General features: G+C 64.0%; 13 protein-coding genes, 3 rRNA genes and 1 pseudogene. 4 read left to right on the forward strand and 13 right to left on the reverse strand.

Annotated elements, in window-relative coordinates; all coding sequences use genetic code 11:
• Positions 1-25 precede the first annotated feature (25 nt).
• Together WKC72_RS02505 and WKC72_RS02510 are read right to left on the reverse strand one after the other, a co-directional pair.
• Positions 26-1,183, reverse strand: coding sequence for an IS30 family transposase (locus WKC72_RS02505; protein WP_011596741.1), 1,158 nt, complete (start codon positions 1,181-1,183; stop codon positions 26-28).
• 296 nt (positions 1,184-1,479) lie between these two features.
• Entirely contained in the window at positions 1,480-2,736 is a 1,257-nt protein-coding gene (locus tag WKC72_RS02510) for an IS256 family transposase (protein WP_370180023.1), read from the reverse strand.
• A 625-nt stretch (positions 2,737-3,361) separates the two neighbouring features.
• Between WKC72_RS02510 and WKC72_RS02515 the strand changes: the two genes are divergently transcribed.
• Positions 3,362-3,610, forward strand: a complete 249-nt coding sequence (locus WKC72_RS02515; protein WP_247251899.1) for a hypothetical protein — start codon at positions 3,362-3,364, stop codon at positions 3,608-3,610.
• Positions 3,611-4,184: 574 nt separating this feature from the next.
• Positions 4,185-5,325 (forward strand): annotated as a pseudogene (locus WKC72_RS02520) (putative dsRNA-binding protein).
• Positions 5,326-6,168: 843 nt separating this feature from the next.
• Here WKC72_RS02520 and rrf read toward each other — a convergent pair.
• The 3 genes from rrf to WKC72_RS02535 all read right to left on the reverse strand — a co-directional run bounded on the left by rrf (position 6,169) and on the right by WKC72_RS02535 (position 11,398).
• Positions 6,169-6,285: ribosomal RNA gene (gene rrf, locus WKC72_RS02525) — 5S ribosomal RNA — on the reverse strand.
• Between the two features lie 131 nt (positions 6,286-6,416).
• A 23S ribosomal RNA gene (locus WKC72_RS02530) occupies positions 6,417-9,548 on the reverse strand.
• Positions 9,549-9,879: 331 nt separating this feature from the next.
• A 16S ribosomal RNA gene (locus tag WKC72_RS02535) occupies positions 9,880-11,398 on the reverse strand.
• Together the 16S, 23S and 5S rRNA genes form the textbook arrangement of a ribosomal RNA operon.
• Positions 11,399-12,379: 981 nt before the next feature.
• On the opposite strand from WKC72_RS02535, the gene WKC72_RS02540 reads away from it, so the two are divergent.
• Together WKC72_RS02540 and WKC72_RS02545 are read left to right on the forward strand one after the other, a co-directional pair.
• Positions 12,380-12,514 (forward strand): hypothetical protein, encoded by a 135-nt coding sequence (locus tag WKC72_RS02540; RefSeq protein ID WP_255221603.1) that lies wholly within the window; start codon positions 12,380-12,382, stop codon positions 12,512-12,514.
• 136 nt (positions 12,515-12,650) lie between these two features.
• Entirely contained in the window at positions 12,651-13,031 is a 381-nt protein-coding gene (locus tag WKC72_RS02545; protein ID WP_025431617.1) for a hemophore-related protein, read from the forward strand.
• Positions 13,032-13,037: 6 nt separating this feature from the next.
• Here the strand turns inward: WKC72_RS02545 and WKC72_RS02550 are convergent, their stop codons facing one another.
• From WKC72_RS02550 to WKC72_RS02585, 8 genes are all read right to left on the reverse strand, one after another.
• A complete protein-coding gene (locus WKC72_RS02550; protein ID WP_370181652.1) occupies positions 13,038-14,018 on the reverse strand; it encodes a 2-hydroxyacid dehydrogenase in 981 nt (326 codons plus the stop codon).
• Positions 14,018-15,355 carry a glucarate dehydratase gene (gene gudD / locus WKC72_RS02555; protein WP_265146855.1) on the reverse strand — a complete coding sequence of 446 codons (1,338 nt, stop codon included), beginning with the start codon at positions 15,353-15,355 and terminating at the stop codon, positions 14,018-14,020. The genes WKC72_RS02550 and gudD overlap by 1 nt, the downstream gene beginning before the upstream one ends.
• A gap of 121 nt (positions 15,356-15,476) precedes the next feature.
• Positions 15,477-16,193 carry a sulfite exporter TauE/SafE family protein gene (locus WKC72_RS02560; RefSeq protein ID WP_370181653.1) on the reverse strand — a complete coding sequence of 239 codons (717 nt, stop codon included), beginning with the start codon at positions 16,191-16,193 and terminating at the stop codon, positions 15,477-15,479.
• Complete coding sequence (locus WKC72_RS02565) at positions 16,190-17,200, reverse strand: ABC transporter ATP-binding protein (RefSeq protein WP_370181654.1); 1,011 nt, start codon at positions 17,198-17,200, stop codon at positions 16,190-16,192. Before WKC72_RS02565 ends, WKC72_RS02560 begins: the two co-directional genes overlap by 4 nt.
• Positions 17,193-18,221, reverse strand: a complete 1,029-nt coding sequence (locus WKC72_RS02570; protein ID WP_112301517.1) for an ABC transporter ATP-binding protein — start codon at positions 18,219-18,221, stop codon at positions 17,193-17,195. Before WKC72_RS02570 ends, WKC72_RS02565 begins: the two co-directional genes overlap by 8 nt.
• A complete protein-coding gene (locus WKC72_RS02575) occupies positions 18,218-19,246 on the reverse strand; it encodes an ABC transporter permease (RefSeq protein WP_037236246.1) in 1,029 nt (342 codons plus the stop codon). The genes WKC72_RS02570 and WKC72_RS02575 overlap by 4 nt, the downstream gene beginning before the upstream one ends.
• Positions 19,247-19,258: 12 nt before the next feature.
• Positions 19,259-20,185 carry an ABC transporter permease gene (locus WKC72_RS02580; RefSeq protein ID WP_037236243.1) on the reverse strand — a complete coding sequence of 309 codons (927 nt, stop codon included), beginning with the start codon at positions 20,183-20,185 and terminating at the stop codon, positions 19,259-19,261.
• A gap of 67 nt (positions 20,186-20,252) precedes the next feature.
• Positions 20,253-21,836, reverse strand: coding sequence for an ABC transporter substrate-binding protein (locus tag WKC72_RS02585; RefSeq protein WP_370181655.1), 1,584 nt, complete (start codon positions 21,834-21,836; stop codon positions 20,253-20,255).
• Positions 21,837-22,083: the final 247 nt, after the last annotated feature.

Here is a 22,083-nt window from a genome sequence, read left to right on the forward strand (position 1 = left end):
CTGAACCATGGGCGGATTCTGGCGGTCATCGCAACAGCAGTCGTTCCATCTCTTCGATGGGTGTGCGAAATTCTAGCCGTTTCCGGGGGCGCTCATTGAGTTGCCGTGAGACCCACTCCAGGTCTGCTTTCGAGTGCACACTCAGGTCCGAACCTTTGGGGAAGTACTGACGGAGAATGCCGTTCGTATTCTCGTTGGTCCCGCGCTGCCAGGGTGCGTGTGGATCACAGAAGTAGATGTCGATCCCGGTGGCCGCGCTGACGCTCTTCCAGTCCCGCATCTCCGAACCCTGGTCCCACGTCAGGGTCCGGCGCAGGCTCGTGGGCAGCGTCTCGAGCTGTTCGGTCAACGCGGGCGCGGTCTGCTCGGGCTTGTATCCGTCGGGCAGATGAACGAGCATGACGGTGCCGGTCGAACGTTCGACGAGTGTGCCGATCGCGCTCAGATTCCGTTTGCCGACAATGAGATCACCCTCCCAATGTCCCGGTACTGCACGGTCTTTCACGTCTTTGGGGCGGTCCGCGATGTTGGCCATATCGGGGATCCGATTCTTGCGCTGGCCGGCCTTCCGACTGGGTCGGCGCAGCCCACGTCCGGTCCGCAACGATCGAGTGAGGGTGTGTTCGAGTCCGCCGCGGGAGGGTTGGTAGAGCGATTGGTAGATGGTCTCGGTGCTCACCCGCATCTGTGGATCGTCGGGGAAATCGAGTCGGAGGCGGCCCGCGATCTGCTCGGGTGAGTGGCGCTCGGTCAGGGATTTCTCGACCGTCTCGCGCAGCGACGGATTGATGGCGAGCTTGGACGGCTTGGGCCGCGAGGCCCGATGGTAGGCGGCTGCGTGAGCCGATCTGGCTCGGTACCGCCCGGACGGCTCACAATTGCGGGCGATCTCGCGTGAGATCGTCGACGGACTCCGGTTCAAGGCTTTCGCGATCTCACGAAGCGTGTGACCTGCGGCGATGCCGATGGCGATCTCTTCCCGCTCCGCGAACGTCAAACACCGGCCCTTGAGGTTGCGGCCACGCCGGGGACGCACCCCACCACAGGCCGCAAGCCACCGAGCACCCTGTTTGCGATACGAGCCGGCCGCCTCGGCCGCGCCCGTGATGAACTCACCCGCCGCCATCCCCGACCAGAACGTCTGAAAGATCTCCGGAACCATCCGATGAGAATATTTCGCCATGTGCAACACCCTTTGATCAGTGGTGTTGCGATCACCGCACGAACCCAAGCATGCCCATACGGGCGGTTGCAGCCAGAGGTCAGGCAGGTTGCCGATCATGTCAATACCGCCAATCAATCCATGCTTGCAACAACGGTTGCCAGAGGTGCTGAGTCGGCTGCAGAACGTTCGGATTTAACCAATCGATGAAGTCAGTAAGAATGCCAAACATGGTCGCCCCCTGATAGCGTCCCACGGAATGGTGTAGTTCGGATCGGTGAACCATCTGGTTCGTGATCAACGAGTCGTGTTGTAGGTTATGCGGGTTCGAGTTCTGGTGTCAACGATTGTGCCGGTGTCTCGGCGGTTGCGGCGCGTTGTTTGGCAGCGATGACCACTTTGAGTTCGTCCATGCTGACGTCGGAGACGTACCGGCGGGTGACTTGCCACTCGTCGTGCGCTTCGATCACCACCGCCGTCGCCAGACGTAAGAATGCGGCCGGGTTCGGGAAAATTTCGACGACATCGGCTCGTCGTTTGATTTCCTTGTTGAGCCGTTCGATCGGGTTGTTCGACCAGACCTTCTGCCAATGCGCCCTCGGAAACCCTCGAAACGCCAGTACATCCTCCTTCGCTTCGCGCATCATCGACGCCACCTTCGGAAACGACTCAGCCAACGTGTCCGCAACCTGGTCCCATTGCTTGGCAACAGCATCGGGTTCGGTGTGCGCGAAGATCGTCTTGATCGCCGCCATCACCGGCGGCACATGCTTCGACGAGACCACCGATCCCACGTTGCGCATGAAATGAACCCGGCACCGCTGCCAGGAAGCGCCGGTGAACTGCTGGGCTACAGCAGCTTTCAAACCTGCATGCGCATCGGAGATCACCAAATGCACCCCCGACAATCCCCGTGCCCGCAGGCCGACAAGGAACTCGCGCCAGAAGTCGAACGATTCGCTGTCTCCGACCGCGGTGCCGAGCACTTCCCGGGTGCCGTCGATCGAGACCCCGGTGGCCACCACGAGGGCATGAGAGACCACGTGCGCGCCGATCCGGACCTTGCAGTACGTCGCGTCGAGGAAGATGTACGGAAAGCTCGTGTGGGTCAGCGTGCGCTCCCGGAACCGGGCGATTTCGGTGTCCAACCCGGCACAGATTCGTGACACCTGCGATTTCGAGAGCCCCGACTCGACGCCGAGTGCAGCGACGAGGTCGTCGACGTTGCGGGTGGAGACACCGTGGACGTAGGCCTCCATGATCACCGCGTACAGGGCCTGATCGATGCGCCGCCGGCGTTCGAGCAGGCTGGGGAAGAATGACCCTGATCGCAGCTTGGGGATCTGGACTTCGACGTCCCCGCTGGTGGTCGCGACGGTCTTGGGCCGGGTGCCGTTGCGGTAGTTGGTGCGCTCGGCGGTGCGTTCGTAGCGGCCGGCGCCGAGTACCTGGGTGGCTTCGGCGTCGATCAGCGCCTGCAGGCCGGTGCGGATCAGTTCGGCGAACACGCTCGCGGGATCGGCACCCTTGAGTGCATCGAGCTGGGTGATCAGGGCAGAATGGTCGTGGGTCATCGCGTGGTCCTTTGGTCGAGTCACTGTGGTAGGTAACTCGTTCATCACTACGCGATGGCCCACCCATAACTCGGCCACGACACGCCCGAGCTGCGGCTACGCTGCCTCACCGAATTCCCACCACTCCGCGGGACTTACCCCGCCCCCTAGTGGATCGGTATGCCATTTTGCCACTGATACCAAATTCCCCACATCACATCCACGATTGGTTGCAGCCACATAGGTTGAACCCGTGGGGCAGCCGGACTCGGGGGCGATGCGCTGGCTGTACCGGCAACTACGAACATCAACAAACATGTGGTTCCGACTACGAATGTTGCACGGGCCTGGTCATATCTTGACTCCTGGTCTCCCCGACCATGCCCTCAGTATCGCTGTGTGTGATCTGCGCGTTACTACACGTTGTGTTCACTCGCCCTGCGTACGCCCCCGGCCGAATGGAACCTGAGTCGGCGTCGAACCCGTCGCCGCCACACTGAACTCCACGAACCCGCGCAGCTGACCAAACCCCGGCCAACGAACTCACCCGACGTCCCATACCACTATTCAAGTTCGCCCGTTAGAGTCTTTTGGATGCAAAACCCAACGCGCCTACATCGAGCACGCCAGATCGGGAAGCCTGCGCGTGGCCGCTGACAGCGCCGATGCCGTCTCCGGCGGCGTCCAGAGCGAAGATCTCCTCACCCGAGCGGTGATCGAGGCTCTCAGGGCAGGCAGGTCGTGGGCGCAGATCGCTACCGAACTCGGGGTTTCACCTCCCGCTACCCGTGATCACCTCGCCGTGACCGATCGGGACTGGCAGGAGGCAATCGTCGCTCATGAGAATGCCCGGGCAGCACGGGTTGACGACCGGACCTGGGCCCCGCGGTCGTAGTCCAGGCACCGGGGCGTCGCCAAATGACATGCCCTCGTCGGAGGCCGGATGCCTGAGAACTGCAGTTAACCCGTCAGAGCTCTTCGAGAGTAACCAACCCGTCCTGCAGGCCCGGACCAACAACCCGGACTTGTCGGCAACAGGGCGCCCGACGGCGGCGTACTTCGCCCGGATCCGGGTCAGGTGGATTGGATCGTGCCCAAACCGATTCCCAGTTCGGAGGCGGCAGCGGTCCTCGATTCGCTGCGCAACCAGAGACGAAGAATTTCCAGCTCGCGCGGAGACAGGTCGGGCCGCCGCAGCGGCCCCGCGACGGAGTCAGGCACAGGCCCAGGACCGGAACTCATAGCGATCTCACCTTCTCGAGCCGCAGTGACAACTACCGGGCATATTGCTCGTCCGGCGCAGCGCGTCACCTGCTGGGGCAATACGATCGGCCCCCAACTACGAGCACGTTGTCTACCGCGGTAAACAAACCGTACCCGAGGCCGGTTTCATGACGTGTTCGTCGCGGACGCACCTGCCGAAGATTAGCTATCGCCGGACCTGCGCAGAAACAAGGGTCACAGCGACCATGACATCTTCGACCGTGACCGACCTATCCACGCTGCTGATGATCGACTCCGCGTTCGCGCGAGACCGAGACGACGCCTTCTTCGTCATCACCTCGCTCGTGGCCGTGAGTGGGCAGTCGCCGGCTTCGCCGACGACGTAGAACTGAGGTCGGTCGCCGACGAGCAAGCGTTCCCGCGTGTGGAAGCCAGTACCTGCCGGGCCGAACCATTGCGATGCTCGGCGACACGGCCGAGCAGGCCGCCACCCTGACCTCCGAAGCCGCGCGGACCAGCCTGCGGGTCACCGGCACTATCACGACCGACGGTCGACTGGTCGACGTCACCGTCGGCCGCGGAGACATCCCGGCGGGCCGGTGCGTGGCGGTCGACCACGCCGAGGTGCCCAGCATCACTCGCCGCCGAGCTCGCGCGCCGCGTCGACGCCGACCTGATGACCGCCCCGGACGTCGCGGTCCTGATCGACGCCGACGACCCCACGTGGCTTCCCATACAGCTCCGGGTCCTGGACACCCTCGCCGACAGCCACCCGGAGATGGGACCCAGCGTGGTGTCGGTGTGGCGGCAGGCTCACCCCGATCAACCGCCCACCGATCTCGAGATTCAGCGGAACGGTGCCGACCACAATCCACTGTTCGCCACCCGCGCCACCCATCTGGGCATTCGCGGGCCGTGGGCCACCGCGGCTGCGAAGAAGCCGGCCGAACAGGCCGCTATCTGGGCGGCAATGCGCGCGCAGCTGACCGGAACCGACCACCCCGACGGAGAACCGGACTGGCCCACCACCGAACCATCCCCGCAGCCCACGACTCCCCCGTCGGCGCCGATGATTTCCGCTCCCGATCCCTCCGAGGTCCCGCACCGGACCGCACCGGACCGCACCGGACCGCACTGAACCTGGACGGGGCAAAGAAGTCCAAGGCACTCTCCAACCCCACCGCCTGGCTGATGAGCCTCGCCCAGAACAACAACCAGCCCCCACCCGTATGGAAATTCTGCACCGACGGGCCCGCACACGCACCCCGGTTCACCGCCACCGTGCACCTCGCCGGCCACACCGCCACCGCCGACGCGACCACGAAAACCGCGGCGAAGACCGCATCGGCCACCGCGCTCGTCGAGGCACTCTTCACGCAGCGCTGAACGATCGACACAAAAAGATGCGTTGGACAGTCCGCGCATCATTTCGCCACCCCGCCGCGTGTCGGACCTGACGCGGCCACCTGATGCCGCACCGTGCTCTCCGTCCGAAGTAGCGAGACGACTCCCCAGCCGTCGCGGTGGGAGCGCCATCCGGGCCGCGCTCGGCGCGGTCTCCACCGAGTACCAAGCCTCGTTCCGCCGAGTACCGAGCCCCGGCCGCTATCGCGCTGCCGATCCGACCTCACCCTGGCAGCCTGCCTCCGCGCCCGAGATGGACGCGTTCACCTCCATTAGCGATCCGAACCGTGGCGATTCGTCGGCACCCGTCCTGGCTAGCTTCCTACTCTTGATGGCGATCGCGGGGGGTACCGGCGCCCCGTGGATCGGCTTGTTCATGCTCGTCCTCGGTGGGGTGCGCCTCTAATGGGCTTTCTGCGTCGGCAGGTGGTTGTCGGTCGCGGCGATTCTCGTGGCGTGCGTCCCCCTCAGCGCGACGACCGGGCGGGCATCGACAGGGCCACCAGCGGCCAAGTCCGAAAATGCGACGATCACGCGCGTCGATCGGCCCCAAAGCAAGGGGATGGTCCGGCTCGAGTCGAACCTCACAGATCCCTCGCTGTCGCCAGCCGGCGCCTCGGCTGTGGTCTCCGAACGCATTTCACGCGTCGATTCCGCGACGCGTCGGCATGACTTCACGCGATTGGCGGTGGCTGCCGGAACCGACCGACCGATCGACCGTCTGCCGGCGGTGCGCCGGGGTGAAAAGGCATGTGCGGCATCGGTGTTCGTGCCTGGGAATGCCGAAAGCCCCCCAACAATGTTGGGGGGCTTTCGGTAACGGATGTTCGGCGGTGTCCTACTCTCCCACACCCTGTCGGGTGCAGTACCATCGGCGCTGGAGGGCTTAGCTTCCGGGTTCGGAATGGGACCGGGCGTTTCCCCTCCGCTATGGCCGCCGTAACTCTATGAAACTGTCACACGGAACATCAGCGAAGAAACATCCCATCACCATCGGTGGTGGGTGTTCTTCTTCTTCTGTTCTGAAACGTGTGTGTTGTTTCAGATACTGCACAGTGGACGCGTAGCTTCTTTGTGGTAAGTCCTCGGCCTATTAGTACCAGTCACCTGCATCCGTTACCGGACTTCCAGTTCTGGCCTATCAACCCGGTGGTCTGCCGGGGGCCTTCCCTCGAGGGGGTGAGAAACCTCATCTTGGAACAGGCTTCCCGCTTAGATGCTTTCAGCGGTTATCCCTTCCGAACGTAGCTAACCAGCGGTGCTCCTGGTGGAACAACTGGCACACCAGAGGTTCGTCCGTCCCGGTCCTCTCGTACTAGGGACAGCCTTCCTCAAGTTTCTAACGCGCGCGGCGGATAGAGACCGAACTGTCTCACGACGTTCTAAACCCAGCTCGCGTGCCGCTTTAATGGGCGAACAGCCCAACCCTTGGGACCTACTCCAGCCCCAGGATGCGACGAGCCGACATCGAGGTGCCAAACCATCCCGTCGATATGGACTCTTGGGGAAGATCAGCCTGTTATCCCCGGGGTACCTTTTATCCGTTGAGCGACACCGCTTCCACTTGCCGGTGCCGGATCACTAGTCCCGACTTTCGTCCCTGCTCGACCTGTCAGTCTCACAGTCAAGCTCCCTTGTGCACTTGCACTCGACACCTGATTGCCAACCAGGCTGAGGGAACCTTTGGGCGCCTCCGTTACATTTTGGGAGGCAACCGCCCCAGTTAAACTACCCACCAGGCACTGTCCCTGAACCAGATCATGGTCCGAGGTTAGAGGTCCAATACGATCAGAGTGGTATTTCAACAACGACTCCACACTCACTGGCGTGAGCGCTTCACAGTCTCCCACCTATCCTACACAAACCGAACCGAACACCAATACCAAGCTGTAGTGAAGGTCCCGGGGTCTTTTCGTCCTGCCGCGCGTAACGAGCATCTTTACTCGTAATGCAATTTCGCCGAGTCTATGGTTGAGACAGCTGAGAAGTCGTTACGCCATTCGTGCAGGTCGGAACTTACCCGACAAGGAATTTCGCTACCTTAGGATGGTTATAGTTACCACCGCCGTTTACTGGGGCTTAAATTCTCAGCTTCGCCACCGAAGTGGCTAACCGGTCCTCTTAACCTTCCAGCACCGGGCAGGCGTCAGTCCGTATACATCGTCTTACGACTTCGCACGGACCTGTGTTTTTAGTAAACAGTCGCTTCTCACTGGTCTCTGCGGCCCCACCCAGCTCACACTGCAAGAGTGATCACCGGACGAGGCCCCCCTTCTCCCGAAGTTACGGGGGCATTTTGCCGAGTTCCTTAACCATAGTTATCTCGATCGCCTTAGTATTCTCTACCTGACCACCTGTGTCGGTTTGGGGTACGGGCCGTGTGAAAGCTCGCTAGAGGCTTTTCTCGGCAGCATAGGATCACTGAATTCGCCTCATTCGGCTATGCGTCACCTCTCAGGCTTAATGAATGGCGGATTTGCCTACCATTCGCCCTACAGGCTTACACCAGTATTACCACTGACTGGCTCAGCTACCTTCCTGCGTCACCCCATCGCTTGGCTACTACCAGATCAGGTCCCATGCATCCACATCCAGGGCCCCCGAAGGGGCGTAAGGACGCTTCAGGATGGTTAGTATCACTGATTCACCAGGGGCGCGTTCACACGGGTACGGGAATATCAACCCGTTGTCCATCGGCTACGCCTGTCGGCCTCGTCTTAGGTCCCGACTCACCCTGGGCGGATTAACCTGGCCCAGGAACCCTTGGTCATTCGGCGGACGAGTTTCTCACTCGTCTTTCGCTACTCATGCCTGCATTCTCACTCGTGTGGCCTCCACGGCTGGGTCACCCCGCCGCTTCCATGGCCACACGACGCTCCCCTACCCATCCACACCACTGCCCAAGACTCCGCAGAATCAAGGGGGTGCATTGTGTGAATGCCGCAGCTTCGGTGGTGTACTTGAGCCCCGCTACATTGTCGGCGCAGGATCACTTGACCAGTGAGCTATTACGCACTCTTTCAAGGGTGGCTGCTTCTAAGCCAACCTCCTGGTTGTCTTCGCGACCCCACATCCTTTTCCACTTAGTACACGCTTAGGGACCTTAGCTGGCGATCTGGGCTGTTTCCCTCTCGACTACGAACCTTATCGCCCGCAGTCTCACTGCCGCGCTCTCACTCACCGGCATTCGGAGTTTGGCTGATTTCGGTAAGCTTGTGGGCCCCCTAGACCATCCAGTAGCTCTACCTCCGGTGAGAAACACGCGACGCTGCACCTAAATGCATTTCGGGGAGAACCAGCTATCACGGAGTTTGATTGGCCTTTCACCCCTACCCACAGCTCATCCCCTCAGTTTTCAACCTAAGTGGGTTCGGTCCTCCACGACGTCTTACCGTCGCTTCAACCTGGCCATGGGTAGATCACTCCGCTTCGGGTCTAGAACATGCCACTACAACGCCCTATTCGGACTCGCTTTCGCTACGGCTACCCCACACGGGTTAACCTCGCGACATGCCACTAACTCGCAGGCTCATTCTTCAAAAGGCACGCCATCACCCCCAGCAGCAAGCTGCTCGAAGGCTTTGACGGATTGTAAGCGCACGGTTTCAGGTACTATTTCACTCCCCTCCCGGGGTACTTTTCACCTTTCCCTCACGGTACTAGTCCGCTATCGGTCACCAGGGAGTATTCAGGCTTATCGGGTGGTCCCGACAGATTCACACCAGATTTCACGGGCCCGGTGCTACTTGGGTTTCCATCACGACAGTCATCATGTTTTCGTGTACGGGACTCTCACCCTCTACGACAGGCCGTTCCAGACCACTTCCACTAACACAATGATTTCTTACTGTCGGCCAACACGGCAGCATTGACAAGATGAACCCCACAACCCCACGAATGCAACACCTGCCGGCTATCACACATCCATGGTTTAGCCTCTTCCGCTTTCGCTCGCCACTACTCACGGAATCACTATTGTTTTCTCTTCCTGTGGGTACTGAGATGTTTCACTTCCCCACGTTCCCTCCACACACCCTATATATTCAGGTGCGGGTAACACGACATCACTCGTGCTGGGTTTCCCCATTCGGACATCCTCGGATCTCAGCTCGGTTGACAGCTCCCCGAGGCTTATCGCAGCCTCCTACGTCCTTCATCGGCTCCTGGTGCCAAGGCATCCACCGTACGCTCTTCATTACTTACAACAAAGATGCTCGCGTCCACTGTGCAGTTCTCAAACAACACACCCCGCTCGAACTCCCGCCAGCACCATGCCCACCACCGAAATGATGCGGTCTGCCTGACATTCGAACCGGATCGTTCTTACCTGGAAAAAACACTTACGTGTTCTCTCAGGACCCAACAGTGCATCGATATAACTCTTCTCCCACCGGCACTCGGGCCGGCAGCAGTGAAAAGAATGTGTGTCAGTGTTCCACCCATGAGCGTCTGCCGTTCCACATGTGGGAACGAAACAGTCTCTGCCAGAGGAGAAATCAACCTGTGTTGATCCCCTGCTGGAGATGTGCTCCTTAGAAAGGAGGTGATCCAGCCGCACCTTCCGGTACGGCTACCTTGTTACGACTTCGTCCCAATCGCCGATCCCACCTTCGACGGCTCCCTCCCACAAGGGGTTAGGCCACCGGCTTCGGGTGTTACCGACTTTCATGACGTGACGGGCGGTGTGTACAAGGCCCGGGAACGTATTCACCGCAGCGTTGCTGATCTGCGATTACTAGCGACTCCGACTTCACGGGGTCGAGTTGCAGACCCCGATCCGAACTGAGACCGGCTTTAAGGGATTCGCTCCACCTCACGGTATCGCAGCCCTCTGTACCGGCCATTGTAGCATGTGTGAAGCCCTGGACATAAGGGGCATGATGACTTGACGTCGTCCCCACCTTCCTCCGAGTTGACCCCGGCAGTCTCTTACGAGTCCCCACCATTACGTGCTGGCAACATAAGACAAGGGTTGCGCTCGTTGCGGGACTTAACCCAACATCTCACGACACGAGCTGACGACAGCCATGCACCACCTGTATACCGACCACAAGGGGGGCCGTATCTCTACGGCTTTCCGGTATATGTCAAACCCAGGTAAGGTTCTTCGCGTTGCATCGAATTAATCCACATGCTCCGCCGCTTGTGCGGGCCCCCGTCAATTCCTTTGAGTTTTAGCCTTGCGGCCGTACTCCCCAGGCGGGGCGCTTAATGCGTTAGCTACGGCACGGATCCCGTGGAAGGAAACCCACACCTAGCGCCCACCGTTTACGGCGTGGACTACCAGGGTATCTAATCCTGTTCGCTACCCACGCTTTCGCTCCTCAGCGTCAGTTACTGCCCAGAGACCCGCCTTCGCCACCGGTGTTCCTCCTGATATCTGCGCATTTCACCGCTACACCAGGAATTCCAGTCTCCCCTGCAGTACTCAAGTCTGCCCGTATCGCCTGCAAGCTCGAGGTTGAGCCTCGAGTTTTCACAGACGACGCGACAAACCGCCTACGAGCTCTTTACGCCCAGTAATTCCGGACAACGCTTGCACCCTACGTATTACCGCGGCTGCTGGCACGTAGTTGGCCGGTGCTTCTTCTGCAGGTACCGTCACTTTCGCTTCGTCCCTGCTGAAAGAGGTTTACAACCCGAAGGCCGTCATCCCTCACGCGGCGTCGCTGCATCAGGCTTTCGCCCATTGTGCAATATTCCCCACTGCTGCCTCCCGTAGGAGTCTGGGCCGTGTCTCAGTCCCAGTGTGGCCGGTCACCCTCTCAGGTCGGCTACCCGTCGTCGCCTTGGTAGGCCATTACCCCACCAACAAGCTGATAGGCCGCGGGCCCATCCTGCACCAGTAAACCTTTCCACCCTCAGCCATGCAGCCGAAGGTCATATCCGGTATTAGACCCAGTTTCCCAGGCTTATCCCGAAGTGCAGGGCAGATCACCCACGTGTTACTCACCCGTTCGCCGCTCGTGTACCCCGAAGGGCCTTACCGCTCGACTTGCATGTGTTAAGCACGCCGCCAGCGTTCGTCCTGAGCCAGGATCAAACTCTCCGTTGAAGACTCTAGATTTCACAGGCGAACCTGCCAATCAGTCATAGACATCGAGTCAAATCACTAGCAATCAAAAACTCAAACTAGCATTTCAAACACTGACCCCCCTCCGACGGAAGAAGGAGAAGAGCCAGCAAATACCCACACCACCAACACCCCGAAACCCGAAGGCCCCGAAAGCAATCCGTGATGCGGAGTACCAAAAACATTTGGCACTGACATTCATCGACACACTGTTGAGTTCTCAAAGAACACGCACACACCATCACTCCTGGCACACTTGCCAGCCGCTCCGGGGCAACTTTTCCAGCTTATCTCATCGGGTTGACCGGCGCAAACCGGCACCCGCTGAAGACATTCCGGGGTTGAAGCGCAACCATACACGATGGTGAACTTCGGATTGGTCAGGCACTTCGTACAACCTCGTTGCATCACCAGGTGGTGAATGTCGGTGTCCGTGTCGCTCTGACTTGGAATAAGTTACGCGAACCGCACGCGATATTCCAAATCGCCTGGTCGCGGGGATTCGCACGCTGGAATCCGCCGGATCTGCCATTCCTCCCGGCGTACACCGTCAGATCAGAAGCGTGCACGCTGAGCCGGTTCGCAGGTCCGAAAGCTCGACGATGGGACCGTCGCTCCCATTACCACTCACTCTTCATCGGGGAGTCTTCATGAGGAGTACGGCATACCGGCAGTCACCACTCTCGACGGCACCGACATCCTCTACAAGAACTGGGGTGCCGGCCGCCCGTAGTCCTGAGCCACGGGTGGCCGCTCAATGCGGACAGCTGGGAAGCGCAGGACCGACCTCGCGGCGTCCGAGCTGACGTCGACAAGGTCGACGGCGCCGCGCTCGGGGTCTACCCGGGTGCCCGCACGGCATCACCGACACACACAACGTCGAGCTCGGCAAGGACCTGCTCACCCTTTCTCGATACCTACACCTCGTGGCATCCCCTCACCCGAGACAAAAGGATCACAGTCATGAACAGTCACACCGCAGCGCCCGACACCCTCGACCTCGTCCACGGGCTGTGGACGACCCCACACAGCTGGAACGGCGCCTGGCTGACCCGGAGTTCGATCTGCTCGACGAACCTGTCGAACGCCGAACGCTGATCGGTGGGCTGCTGACGTGCAGCCTTCGCGTTGCGCACCATCTTCGCCGCACCAATTCTCAGACGGTCCTCAGAAAAGTCACAATTCGGGCCCCTATCGTTGCCCCGGCAAACCAACCGACATGGGAGGACTCGTCATGAATGTTTCACGAGCACGTCTGCACTTCGGTATCGCCGCCGTGGGCGCGATCTCCGCCGCCCTCGTGATCCCGGGCATCGCCTCCGCCGATCCGGTCGACTCCGACTCCGCCCGCCTCGTGAACTCCACCTGCAGCTTCGCGCAGATCGATGCGGCGATGCACGACGTGACTCCGCAGCTCGCCGCACGCCTCGACCAGGCCCCCGAGCGCAAGGCTCAGCTGGCCGACTTCTTCTCGAAGTCCCCGGCCGACCGCCAGGCCGTCCTCGACGCGCACCCGCAGCTGAAGAGCCGACTGGACACCGTGCCCACCGAGGGACCGGCAGTCGAGTGGCGCGCGAAGGCGCTGACGATCGCCGAGACCTGCGGTAACTACTGACGCACGCTAGGCGGGGCGGACGGTGCGCAGGACCGTCTGCCCCGTGTCCAGCCGGCGGATGTTGTCGATGATGTCGCGGACGCGACCGACGAACGTGTGGTCGGTGACGCCGGACGAGTGCGGGGTCATCAGGATGTTCGGCAGGTCGCGGAACGGCAGCGCGCTCGGGGCGCCGTGACCGCCGGCGTCGGGGTAGGTGTACCAGACGTCGATCGCCGCGGCCGCGATCCGGTGCGACGCGAGCGCGTCGTACAGCGGTTGTTCCTGGACGAGGGGGCCGCGCCCGACGTTGATCAGGATGCCGTCGGGGCCGAGCGCGTCGAGTTCCGCGCCGCCGATCATGCCGCGGGTGTGATCGTTCAGCGGCGCGGACACCACCACGACGTCGGACTCCGTCAGGAGCCGGAGCAGCGACGTGTTGTCGCCTGCCCATCCGAGGCCTTCCGCGGCGGCGTCGAGATTTCCCCGCCCGGTCACTGCGCAGCCCTCGGCGCCGAACGCGCGCAGCACATTCCACGAGCGCCGGCCGATGTGACCGAAGCCGACGAATCCGACCCGCGCGCCCCGCATCGACCGGGACTGCGCGATGGCGTCGTCGTAGACGGATGTGGCCCACACGTCGCCGCGGAGTGCGCGGTCGTGACGGAGGAATCCGCGTCTCAGCATCAGCGCCGCCGACACGATGTACTCGGCGATCGAGTCCTCGTGGTGGAAGGTGTTGGCCACCAGGGTGTCCGCGGGCAGCGCGGCGAACGCCACGTTGTCGGTGCCCGCGCCTGCGACGTGCAGCAGGCGCAGTTTCGGCGCTGCGGCCGCCATTGCGGCGGTGAACCGGCCGCCCACGTACACGTCGGCGTCGGCGAGGTCGGCGGCGATCGCCGGCTCGTCGAACGTCCGATGCCACGACACCGTCGCGCCGGACGGCAGTCCCGACTCGAACAGTTCGCGATGCGGCAGCAGGTTCCGGTCGCCGACGACGACCTTCATCAGGCGCGCACCAACGCCGGGCGCTTGCTGTCGAATGTCCAGTTCGGCACCAGGAACTGCATGCCGATCGAGTCGTCGCGCGCGCCGAGCCCCTTCTGCCGGTACAGCTCGTGGGCGGCCTCGACGCGGTCCATGTCGAGTTCGACACCGAGACCGGGAGTCGACGGCACGGTGAGGTAGCCGTCTTCGATCTCGTACGGGTCCTTGGTGATCCGCTGACCGTCCTGCCAGATCCAGTGGGTGTCGATGGCGGTGATGTCGCCCGGAGCCGCGGCCGCGACGTGGGTGAACATGGCGAGCGACACGTCGAAGTGGTTGTTGGAATGCGAACCCCACGTGAGGCCCCACGCATCGCAGAGCTGGGCGACGCGGACGGACCCGTTCATCGTCCAGAAGTGCGGGTCGGCGAGCGGGATGTCGACGGCGCCGGAGCGGATGGTGTGCCCCATCTCGCGCCAGTCGGTGGCAATCATGTTGGTGGCCGTCGGCAGTCCGGTGGCGCGCTTGAATTCGCTCATCACCTCGCGACCGGAGAAGCTGCCCTCGGGGCCGACCGGGTCCTCGGCATACGCGAGAACGTCTTTCAGCCCGCGGCAGGTCTCGATCGCCTCCGACAGCAGCCAACCGCCGTTGGGGTCGAGGGTGATCCGGGCGTCGGGGAACCGCTCGGCGAGCGCCGTGACGGCCGCCGCCTCCTCGTGGGGTGCGAGGACACCGCCCTTGAGCTTGAAGTCGGCGAAACCGTACCGCGCCTGGGCCGCCTCGGCGAGCCGCACGACCGCGTCCGGTGTCAACGCCTCCTCGTGCCGCAGACGCAGCCAGTCGTCGGACTCCGCCGCACCCGACTGGTACTCGAGGTCGGTCTTGTTGCGGTCGCCGACGAAGAAGAGATAGCCGAGCGCCTGCACCTTCTCGCGCTGCTGGCCCTCGCCGAGCAGGGCCGCGACGGGAACGCCGAGGTGCTGCCCGAGGACGTCGAGGAGTGCCGACTCGACGGCGGTGACGGCGTGGATCGCGACACGGAGGTCGAACGTCTGGTTGCCGCGGCCCGCGGCGTCGCGGTCGGCGAACGTGCGCCGCAGATCGGCGAGAACGCCGTTGTACTCGCCGATGCTGCGTCCCGTCACGATCGCACGGGCGTCTTCGAGGGTACGGCGGATCGGTTCACCGCCGGGCACCTCGCCGACACCGGTGTTGCCGTCGGAATCGGTGAGGATCACCAGGTTCCGGGTGAAGTACGGGGCATGCGCGCCGGACAGGTTCAGGAGCATGCTGTCGTGGCCCGCGATCGGGACCACTCGCATGTCGGTGACGACCGGGGTGCTTGTTGTACTCATCTTCCGAAACCTTCCTTCACAGCGCAGCGACGCCCGTGAGGCGCCTCACAACCCAAACTCTAAGTGGCCCGATCGATACATGTCCAAGACTTGTTGAGCATCGAACGATGCAGACACTGCATCAGAGAAGCTGCTGTCCGATCAGCATCAACGCACCGACACAGGAGACCGTGATCGACGCCCGGCGCAGGCGTGCCGCGTCCAGGTGGCGGTTCACGAACCTCGACGCCACGTAGCCGAGCACCGTCGCCGGGATCAGCAGCAGGAACATCACCGCCGACTCGCGGTGCACCGACCCCGTCGCGGCGAGCACGGCGACCGACAGCGTGGAGCCCACCAGGAAGAACGCGCTCATGTTGCCGCGCAGCTGCGCCCCCTTCGACCCCTGCATCACCAGGGCCATCGGCGGTCCGCCGATCGAGGTGGCCGTGCCGAGCAGACCCGACGCGGCGCCGGCGACGGCGAGGTTCCGGCGCCGCGGCGGCGGTGCCCAGCCCAGTGTCGCGAAGACGACCCCGGACAGCACCACGGCCGCGAGCAGCAGCGACAACCCCCGTTCCGGCAGCACCACCAGCAGCAACGCACCCGCGATCGTGCCCGGCACCCGGCCGGCCAGCGCCCACCCGGTGCCCGACAGATCGAGGGCGTCGCGTTCCCGCCACACCACCATCATCGTGACGACCGTTGCCGTCATGATCAGCGTCCCGGGCAGCAGGCCCGGATCGACGAGCGCGACGACGGGTGCCGCGAGCATGCCCATCCCGAATCCGATCGACGCCTGCATGCACGAGGCGAGAAAGACGGCGAACGCGATGATCGCGAACTCTGCCCCGCTCACCCGACCGCGACGGGGACGCCGAGTTCGATCGGGCGCCGGGAGTGGTGGCATTCGGCGACGTGGCCGCTCTCGCGCTCGTCGACCGCGGCGGGTGGCACGGTGCTCGCGCAGATGTCGGTCGCGTGGGCGCACCGGGTCCGGAACCGGCAGCCCGACGGCGGGTTCAGCGGCGACGGCACTTCACCGTCGAGGATGATCCGCTTGCCCCGGGATGCGGCGTCCAGTTTCGGTGCCGCCGACATCAGTGCCTCGGTGTACGGGTGGGCGGGACGGTCGAAGACGGCGTCCGTCGCACCCGTCTCCACGATCCGCCCGAGATACATCACGGCGACGCGGTCGGCGACGTGCCGGACCACCGACAGGTCGTGCGAGATGAACACGTACGAGATGCCGAGCTGCTTCTGCAGGTCGTTCAGCAGGTTGAGCACCTGCGCCTGCACCGACAGGTCGAGCGCCGACACGGGTTCGTCGCAGATGACGACGCTCGGGTTCAACGCCAGGGCGCGGGCGATCCCGAGACGCTGACGCTGACCGCCGGAGAACTCCTGCGGGTACCGGTGCTCGTCGCTCGGCCGCAGACCCACCAGGTGCAGCAGTTCCCGCACCCGTGCCGCCCGGTCACGGCTCGTCTTGTACATCGTCTTGTGGGTGCGCCACGGCTCGGCGATGATGTCGGCCGCCGACATCCGGGAGTTCAGCGACGCGTACGGGTCCTGGAACACCATCTGCACGCGGCGGCGCAGCGCGAGCAGGTCCTTGCCCTTCAGCGAGAACGGGTCGACGCCGTCCCACGTCACCGAACCGGAGTCCGGGCGCTCGAGCATCATCAGCGTGCGGGCGAGGGTGGACTTGCCACAGCCCGATTCGCCGACGAGCCCGAGCGTTTCGCCGCGGGCGAGGTCGAGATCGATGCCGTCGAGCGCGCGCAACTGATTCTTGCCCGCCGCGTTGGCCGGCACCTTGAACGTCTTGGTGAGGCCCCGCACCTTCAGAATCGACTCAGACATGAGAGATCTCCTCGGGGAAATGGCACGCCGAGCGGCGACCGGGTGTGGCGACGTCGGCGAGCGGCGGGCGGGTGGTGCGGCACAGGTCGCGGGCCAGCGGGCAGCGTGCCTGGTAGACGCAGCCGGACGGAATGGAATGCAGGTCGGGCGGGGTGCCGCCGATGGATTTCAGGTCCTCCCCGCGGACCGCGTGCACGGGGACCGAATCGAGCAGGCCCTTGGTGTACGGGTGCTGCGGCGAGGAGAAGACCTCGGCGACCGGTCCGGTCTCGACGACGTTGCCCGCGTACATGATCGCGACGCGGTCGGCCTCCTCCGCGACCAAGGCGAGGTCGTGGGTGATGAGGATGACGGCCATGTCGTGCTCGGTGCGCAGATCCCGCAGCAGCGACATGATCTGCGCCTGCACCGTGACGTCGAGTGCCGTCGTCGGCTCGTCGGCGAGCAGGACCGTCGGGCTCAGCGCGACGGCCATCGCGATCAGCAGGCGCTGCCGCATGCCGCCGGAGAACTGGTGCGGATAGGAGTCGACGCGCGATTCGGGCTCCGGAATCCCGACCCGCTGCATCAGCGAGATCGCCTCCCGCCGCGCCTCTTTCGCGGAGAGCCCGCGATGGATCCGGAACGGTTCGGCCAACTGCTTGCCGACCGTGTACACCGGGTTGAGTGCGGTCAGCGCATCCTGGAACACGATGGCCAGTTCGGTGGCGGCGAGGGTGCGGCGGGTCCTGGCCTTCGCTGTCACCAGGTCGACGTCGCCGAGACGGACCGAACCGTCGGTGACGTCGGCGATCGGTTCGAGCAGGCCGACGAGCGCCTGCGCGGTCATCGACTTGCCGCACCCCGACTCACCGAGCAGCGCCAGGGTTTCGCCGCGCCGCGCGGTGAACGACACGTGGTCGACGGCCCGGACCGTGCCCGAGGGGGTACGCAGGTCGACGGTCAGATCCGCGACCTCGAGGGCGACGCGGTCGATGTCTGCGACGTCGAGTGATTCGACAGCCGGTGCGGATGCACTCATGAGACGACCTTTCGGGTGGGGAACAGCCGGGAGCGACGCGACCGCGGGACGGTCAGACGCCAGCGCTGGGCGGGGTCGGTGGCGATCCGGGCCCATGCCGCGAGCACGGTCGCCGACACGGTGGTGATGACGATGGCGAGCCCGGGGAAGAACGACAGCCACCACGCCGTCTGCAGGTACGTCCGGCCCTGGGACACCATCAGGCCCCAGCTGATGTCGGGCGGCTGGATGCCGATGCCGAGGAAGCTCAGCGACGACTCGGCGAGCATCACGTAACAGAAGTCGAGGGTGGCGACGGTGAGCAGCGTCGGCAGCAGGATGGGGAACACGTGCCGGCGGATGACGGCCCCGCTGCGGGCTCCGAACGTGCGCGCGGCGTCCACGAACAACCGGCTCTGCAGTTCCGCCGACTCCGCGCGGGCGGTGCGGAGGTAGATCGGGATGCGGGTGATGGCCAGGACCAGGACGATGTTCGCGGCGCTGGGCGAGAACACGTACAGGACGACGACGGCCATCAGCAGCGACGGGAAACTCATGATGACGTCGGCGACGCGCATCGCCGTCGTCTCCCGCCAGCCGCGGTGGTAGCCGGCCCACATGCCGACGAGGGACCCGACGATGCAGGACAGCGCGACCGCGGGCAGCGCCACGAGGAGGGTGGTGCGGCACGCGACGATCAACCGGGCCAGCATGCTGCGTCCGAGCGGGTCGGTGCCGAGGATGTTCATCCACCCGTTCGCCACGTGGAACGGTGCGAGGTTGGACTGTTCCAGGTTCTGGTCCGTCGCGGCGTCGCCGACGAGCCACGGGCCGAAGACGGCGACGAGGAACACGAACACCAGGATGGCCGCCGCGACCGTGGCCACCCGGTCCCGCAGGAGCAGTCGCCACAACGGTGCCTTGTTCCGGGAGGGTTTCGGCGCCGGAACGGTTTCTTCGACGGGGGCCGCGACGGCGGGCGTCTCGTCGGGGCTCGGATAGACGTCGCCTGCTCCGTCCAGGCGGGGTGCGTTGTCTATGGACATGTCGGCGGCCTCCTAGACCTTGGACTTCTCACGGACACGCGCGTCGAGAAGTGCGTAGCCCGCGTCGATCAGGATGTTGAGGACGAAGATGCTGACCGCGGTCAGGAGCACCGCCGCCTGTAGGACCGCGAAGTCGCGCTGCAGGATCGCGTCGATCATCAGCTTGCCGATGCCGGGCCACCCGAAGATCGCTTCGACGACGACGGCGCCGTTGACCAGGCCGACGGTGAGATCGCCGGCCACCGTCAGCGCCGGGGCCGCGGCATTGCGGAGCGCGTGATGGGTGACGACGCGCAGATCGCCGGCGCCCTTGCTCCGGGCAAGACGTACGTATGGTGCGGACAGTGCCGACACCATCGCGCCGCGGACCACCTGGGTGAGCACGCCGAGCGGGCGGATCAGCAGGGTGGCGATCGGCAGGATCCACGACAGCGCGCTTCCGGTACCCGACGTGGGCAGCACCCCCAGTACCACCGCGAAGATCCACACGCCGGTGATGGCGAACCAGAAGTCGGGGATGCTGGCCGCGGTCATCGACAGCAGACTCGAGATCCGGTCGGCGAGCGAATTCGGCCGGTACGCCGCCCAGCAGCCGATCACGACGGCGCCGATGATCGCGAGCAGCATGGTGAAGAACGCGAGTTGCAGCGTGGCCGGGAACGCCCGCAACGCCATGGTCGCGGCGGATTCACCGGTGCGAAGCGACTCCCCGAAGTCGAGGTGGGCGACCCCGGACAGGTAGTCGACCATCTGGCTCAGGACCGGCTTGTCGAGGCCGTTCTCGGCGGCGAACTCGGCGCGCTGATCGGGTGTCGCGGAGACCGGGAGGTAGAGGTTGGTCGGGTCGCCGGTGAGGCGGGCGAGCAGGAACACCCCGAAGAGGACGACGAGGAGGGGTACGAGGCTGGTGTAGACGCGTCGGCGCAGGAAGGCGAACATGACTCACCGCCTTCGGATCGGGTTCGGTTGGGACATCTCAGGTTCCTCCGGGGGGCTGGGAAGAGGGTTAGCCGTTCGCGGATGTGTCCGCGTGGGTCATCTCGCTCAGGCGCATCTCGTCGCCGGTCGCGGAGTTGGGCGTGTACTGCACGGTCGGGGACTTGGCGAGGACCGCGTTCATGTGGGCGATGTACGCGAACTGCCGGATCTCCTTCGGTTCGTTGGCCAGCACCGAGGCGAACGCGTCCTGGCGGGCGTCGCCGACGAGTTTCTCTGCGGCGTCGATCTGCGCGTCGTATCCGGGCGAGCCGAAGTAGCTCTGGTATCCGTCGCTGCGCATGTACTGGTCGACGGTGAACTGCGCGTCACCCGCCTGGTTGCCGTGCTGGATCATCAGCAGAATCGGTCCGGTGCCCTGCGGGAACGGCCGGATCTGGTACTGCATCTGCCCGGCCGTGTCCATCATCTCTATCTTCACGTTCAGGCCGGCCTTGCTCAGCGAGTTCTGGATGACCTCGATGGTCTCGTTGATCTTGGGGAACTGGCCCGTGCGCCCGATCAGGCGGATCTGGTTGTCGACGGGAACGCCGTCGGCCTTGGCCTCCGCCACCAGTTGCGCGGCGCGATCGGAGTCGTAGGGGGTCGGCTGCAGGTCGGGGTCGAACCCGACGATGCTGCTGCCGACGAGTTGCCCGGCCGGCTCGCCGAGACCCTGGAACAGCGCCTTGACGATCCCCGCCCGGTTGACGGAGAGGTCGATCGCCTCGCGGACGCGGTAGTCGTCGAGCGGCGGTTCGGTGGCCATCATGCGCAGCGCCGTCGTCTCGTTGTTGGGGTAGGCGACGCCGAGGTCGCCCGCGCCGTCCTCCGGACCGAGGTAGGTGGCGAGTTCGGCCTCGTCGTTGGTGACCATCGCGGCCCGGACGCTGCCCTCGGTCCGCCACTGGTAGATCGCCCGCGTGTACTCGGGCGCCGTGCCCCAGTACGTGTCGTTGCGGACCAGCGCGAGTCGCTGCCCGTGATCCCAGTAATCGATCTTGTAGGGGCCGGTGCCGATCGGATCGCGCACCTTGTCCTGGGCGTCGGTGGTGGAGGGCACCATCTCCACGAACGAGATCCGCAGGGGAAGGATCGGGTCGGCGACCGGGGTCTGCACCGTCACGGTCGACGGGTCGATCGCGTTCACGACGAGTGCGTCGTCGCCGAAGACGTACCCGTCGACGTCGCAACCGATGGTCGAGTTGACGGTGCGATCGATCGAGAAGGCGGCGTCCTCGGCATCGAACGCGCTGCCGTCGCTGAACGTGACGCCCGGACGGATCCGGAACGTCCAGACCGTGTCCGACGTCTGCTCCCACGAGTCGGCGAGCTTCGGTTCGAGGTCGCCGGTATCGGCGTTGCGTTCCACCAGGGGCTCGGTGATGTTGGAGCGGACGACGACTCCGGTAGAGGTGAGTGACGCGTCGCAGGGTTCGAGCGTGGGCGGCTCCTGCGGGAGCACGATCCGCAACGTGTCGGGGCTGGCGGCGTCGCTGTGGCTCGAATTGGCCACCGAGCAACCTGTAGCCAGAGCCGGCACCGTCAGTGCGGCGGTGGCCACGACGACGGCGCGGTAACGGGTTCCCTGCTGCAGCGAACGTGCAGGGCTCATGGTGTCCTCCGTAGGGATGTGTCGCGTACTCGACGCGAGTGAAGAGGGCCCGCCTGTGACGGTAGACACACGCTATGAGCGGCGCGGACGCAGCGTCAACAGGGGGAAACGGCGCAAAGTGGCTCGTGAGTGCCGTCACAGGCTCGATTGAAGGAGACTGCGATCACCCCCGCACGCCCCTGACCGGCGCATACAGGGAGTTTCGACATCCGCGCACGTCAACGCGCCGCCAACCAATGCCGTTTGA

Origin of the sequence: Rhodococcus wratislaviensis (assembly GCF_041228765.1) — a bacterium.
Taxonomy (GTDB): Bacteria; Actinomycetota; Actinomycetes; order Mycobacteriales; family Mycobacteriaceae; genus Rhodococcus_F; species Rhodococcus_F wratislaviensis.

Excerpts from the sequence above, each read along its gene's own strand:
- WKC72_RS02505 (WP_011596741.1), bottom strand. The coding sequence starts at position 1,183 with ATGGCGAAATATTCTCATCGGATGGTTCCGGAGATCTTTCAGACGTTC.
- WKC72_RS02510 (WP_370180023.1), bottom strand. The coding sequence starts at position 2,736 with ATGACCCACGACCATTCTGCCCTGATCACCCAGCTCGATGCACTCAAG.
- WKC72_RS02540 (WP_255221603.1), top strand. The coding sequence starts at position 12,380 with ATGAACAGTCACACCGCAGCGCCCGACACCCTCGACCTCGTCCACGGG.
- WKC72_RS02545 (WP_025431617.1), top strand. The coding sequence starts at position 12,651 with ATGAATGTTTCACGAGCACGTCTGCACTTCGGTATCGCCGCCGTGGGC.
- WKC72_RS02550 (WP_370181652.1), bottom strand. The coding sequence starts at position 14,018 with ATGAAGGTCGTCGTCGGCGACCGGAACCTGCTGCCGCATCGCGAACTG.
- gudD (WP_265146855.1), bottom strand. The coding sequence starts at position 15,355 with ATGAGTACAACAAGCACCCCGGTCGTCACCGACATGCGAGTGGTCCCG.
- WKC72_RS02565 (WP_370181654.1), bottom strand. The coding sequence starts at position 17,200 with ATGTCTGAGTCGATTCTGAAGGTGCGGGGCCTCACCAAGACGTTCAAG.
- WKC72_RS02570 (WP_112301517.1), bottom strand. The coding sequence starts at position 18,221 with ATGAGTGCATCCGCACCGGCTGTCGAATCACTCGACGTCGCAGACATC.
- WKC72_RS02575 (WP_037236246.1), bottom strand. The coding sequence starts at position 19,246 with ATGTCCATAGACAACGCACCCCGCCTGGACGGAGCAGGCGACGTCTAT.
- WKC72_RS02580 (WP_037236243.1), bottom strand. The coding sequence starts at position 20,185 with ATGTTCGCCTTCCTGCGCCGACGCGTCTACACCAGCCTCGTACCCCTC.
- WKC72_RS02585 (WP_370181655.1), bottom strand. The coding sequence starts at position 21,836 with ATGAGCCCTGCACGTTCGCTGCAGCAGGGAACCCGTTACCGCGCCGTC.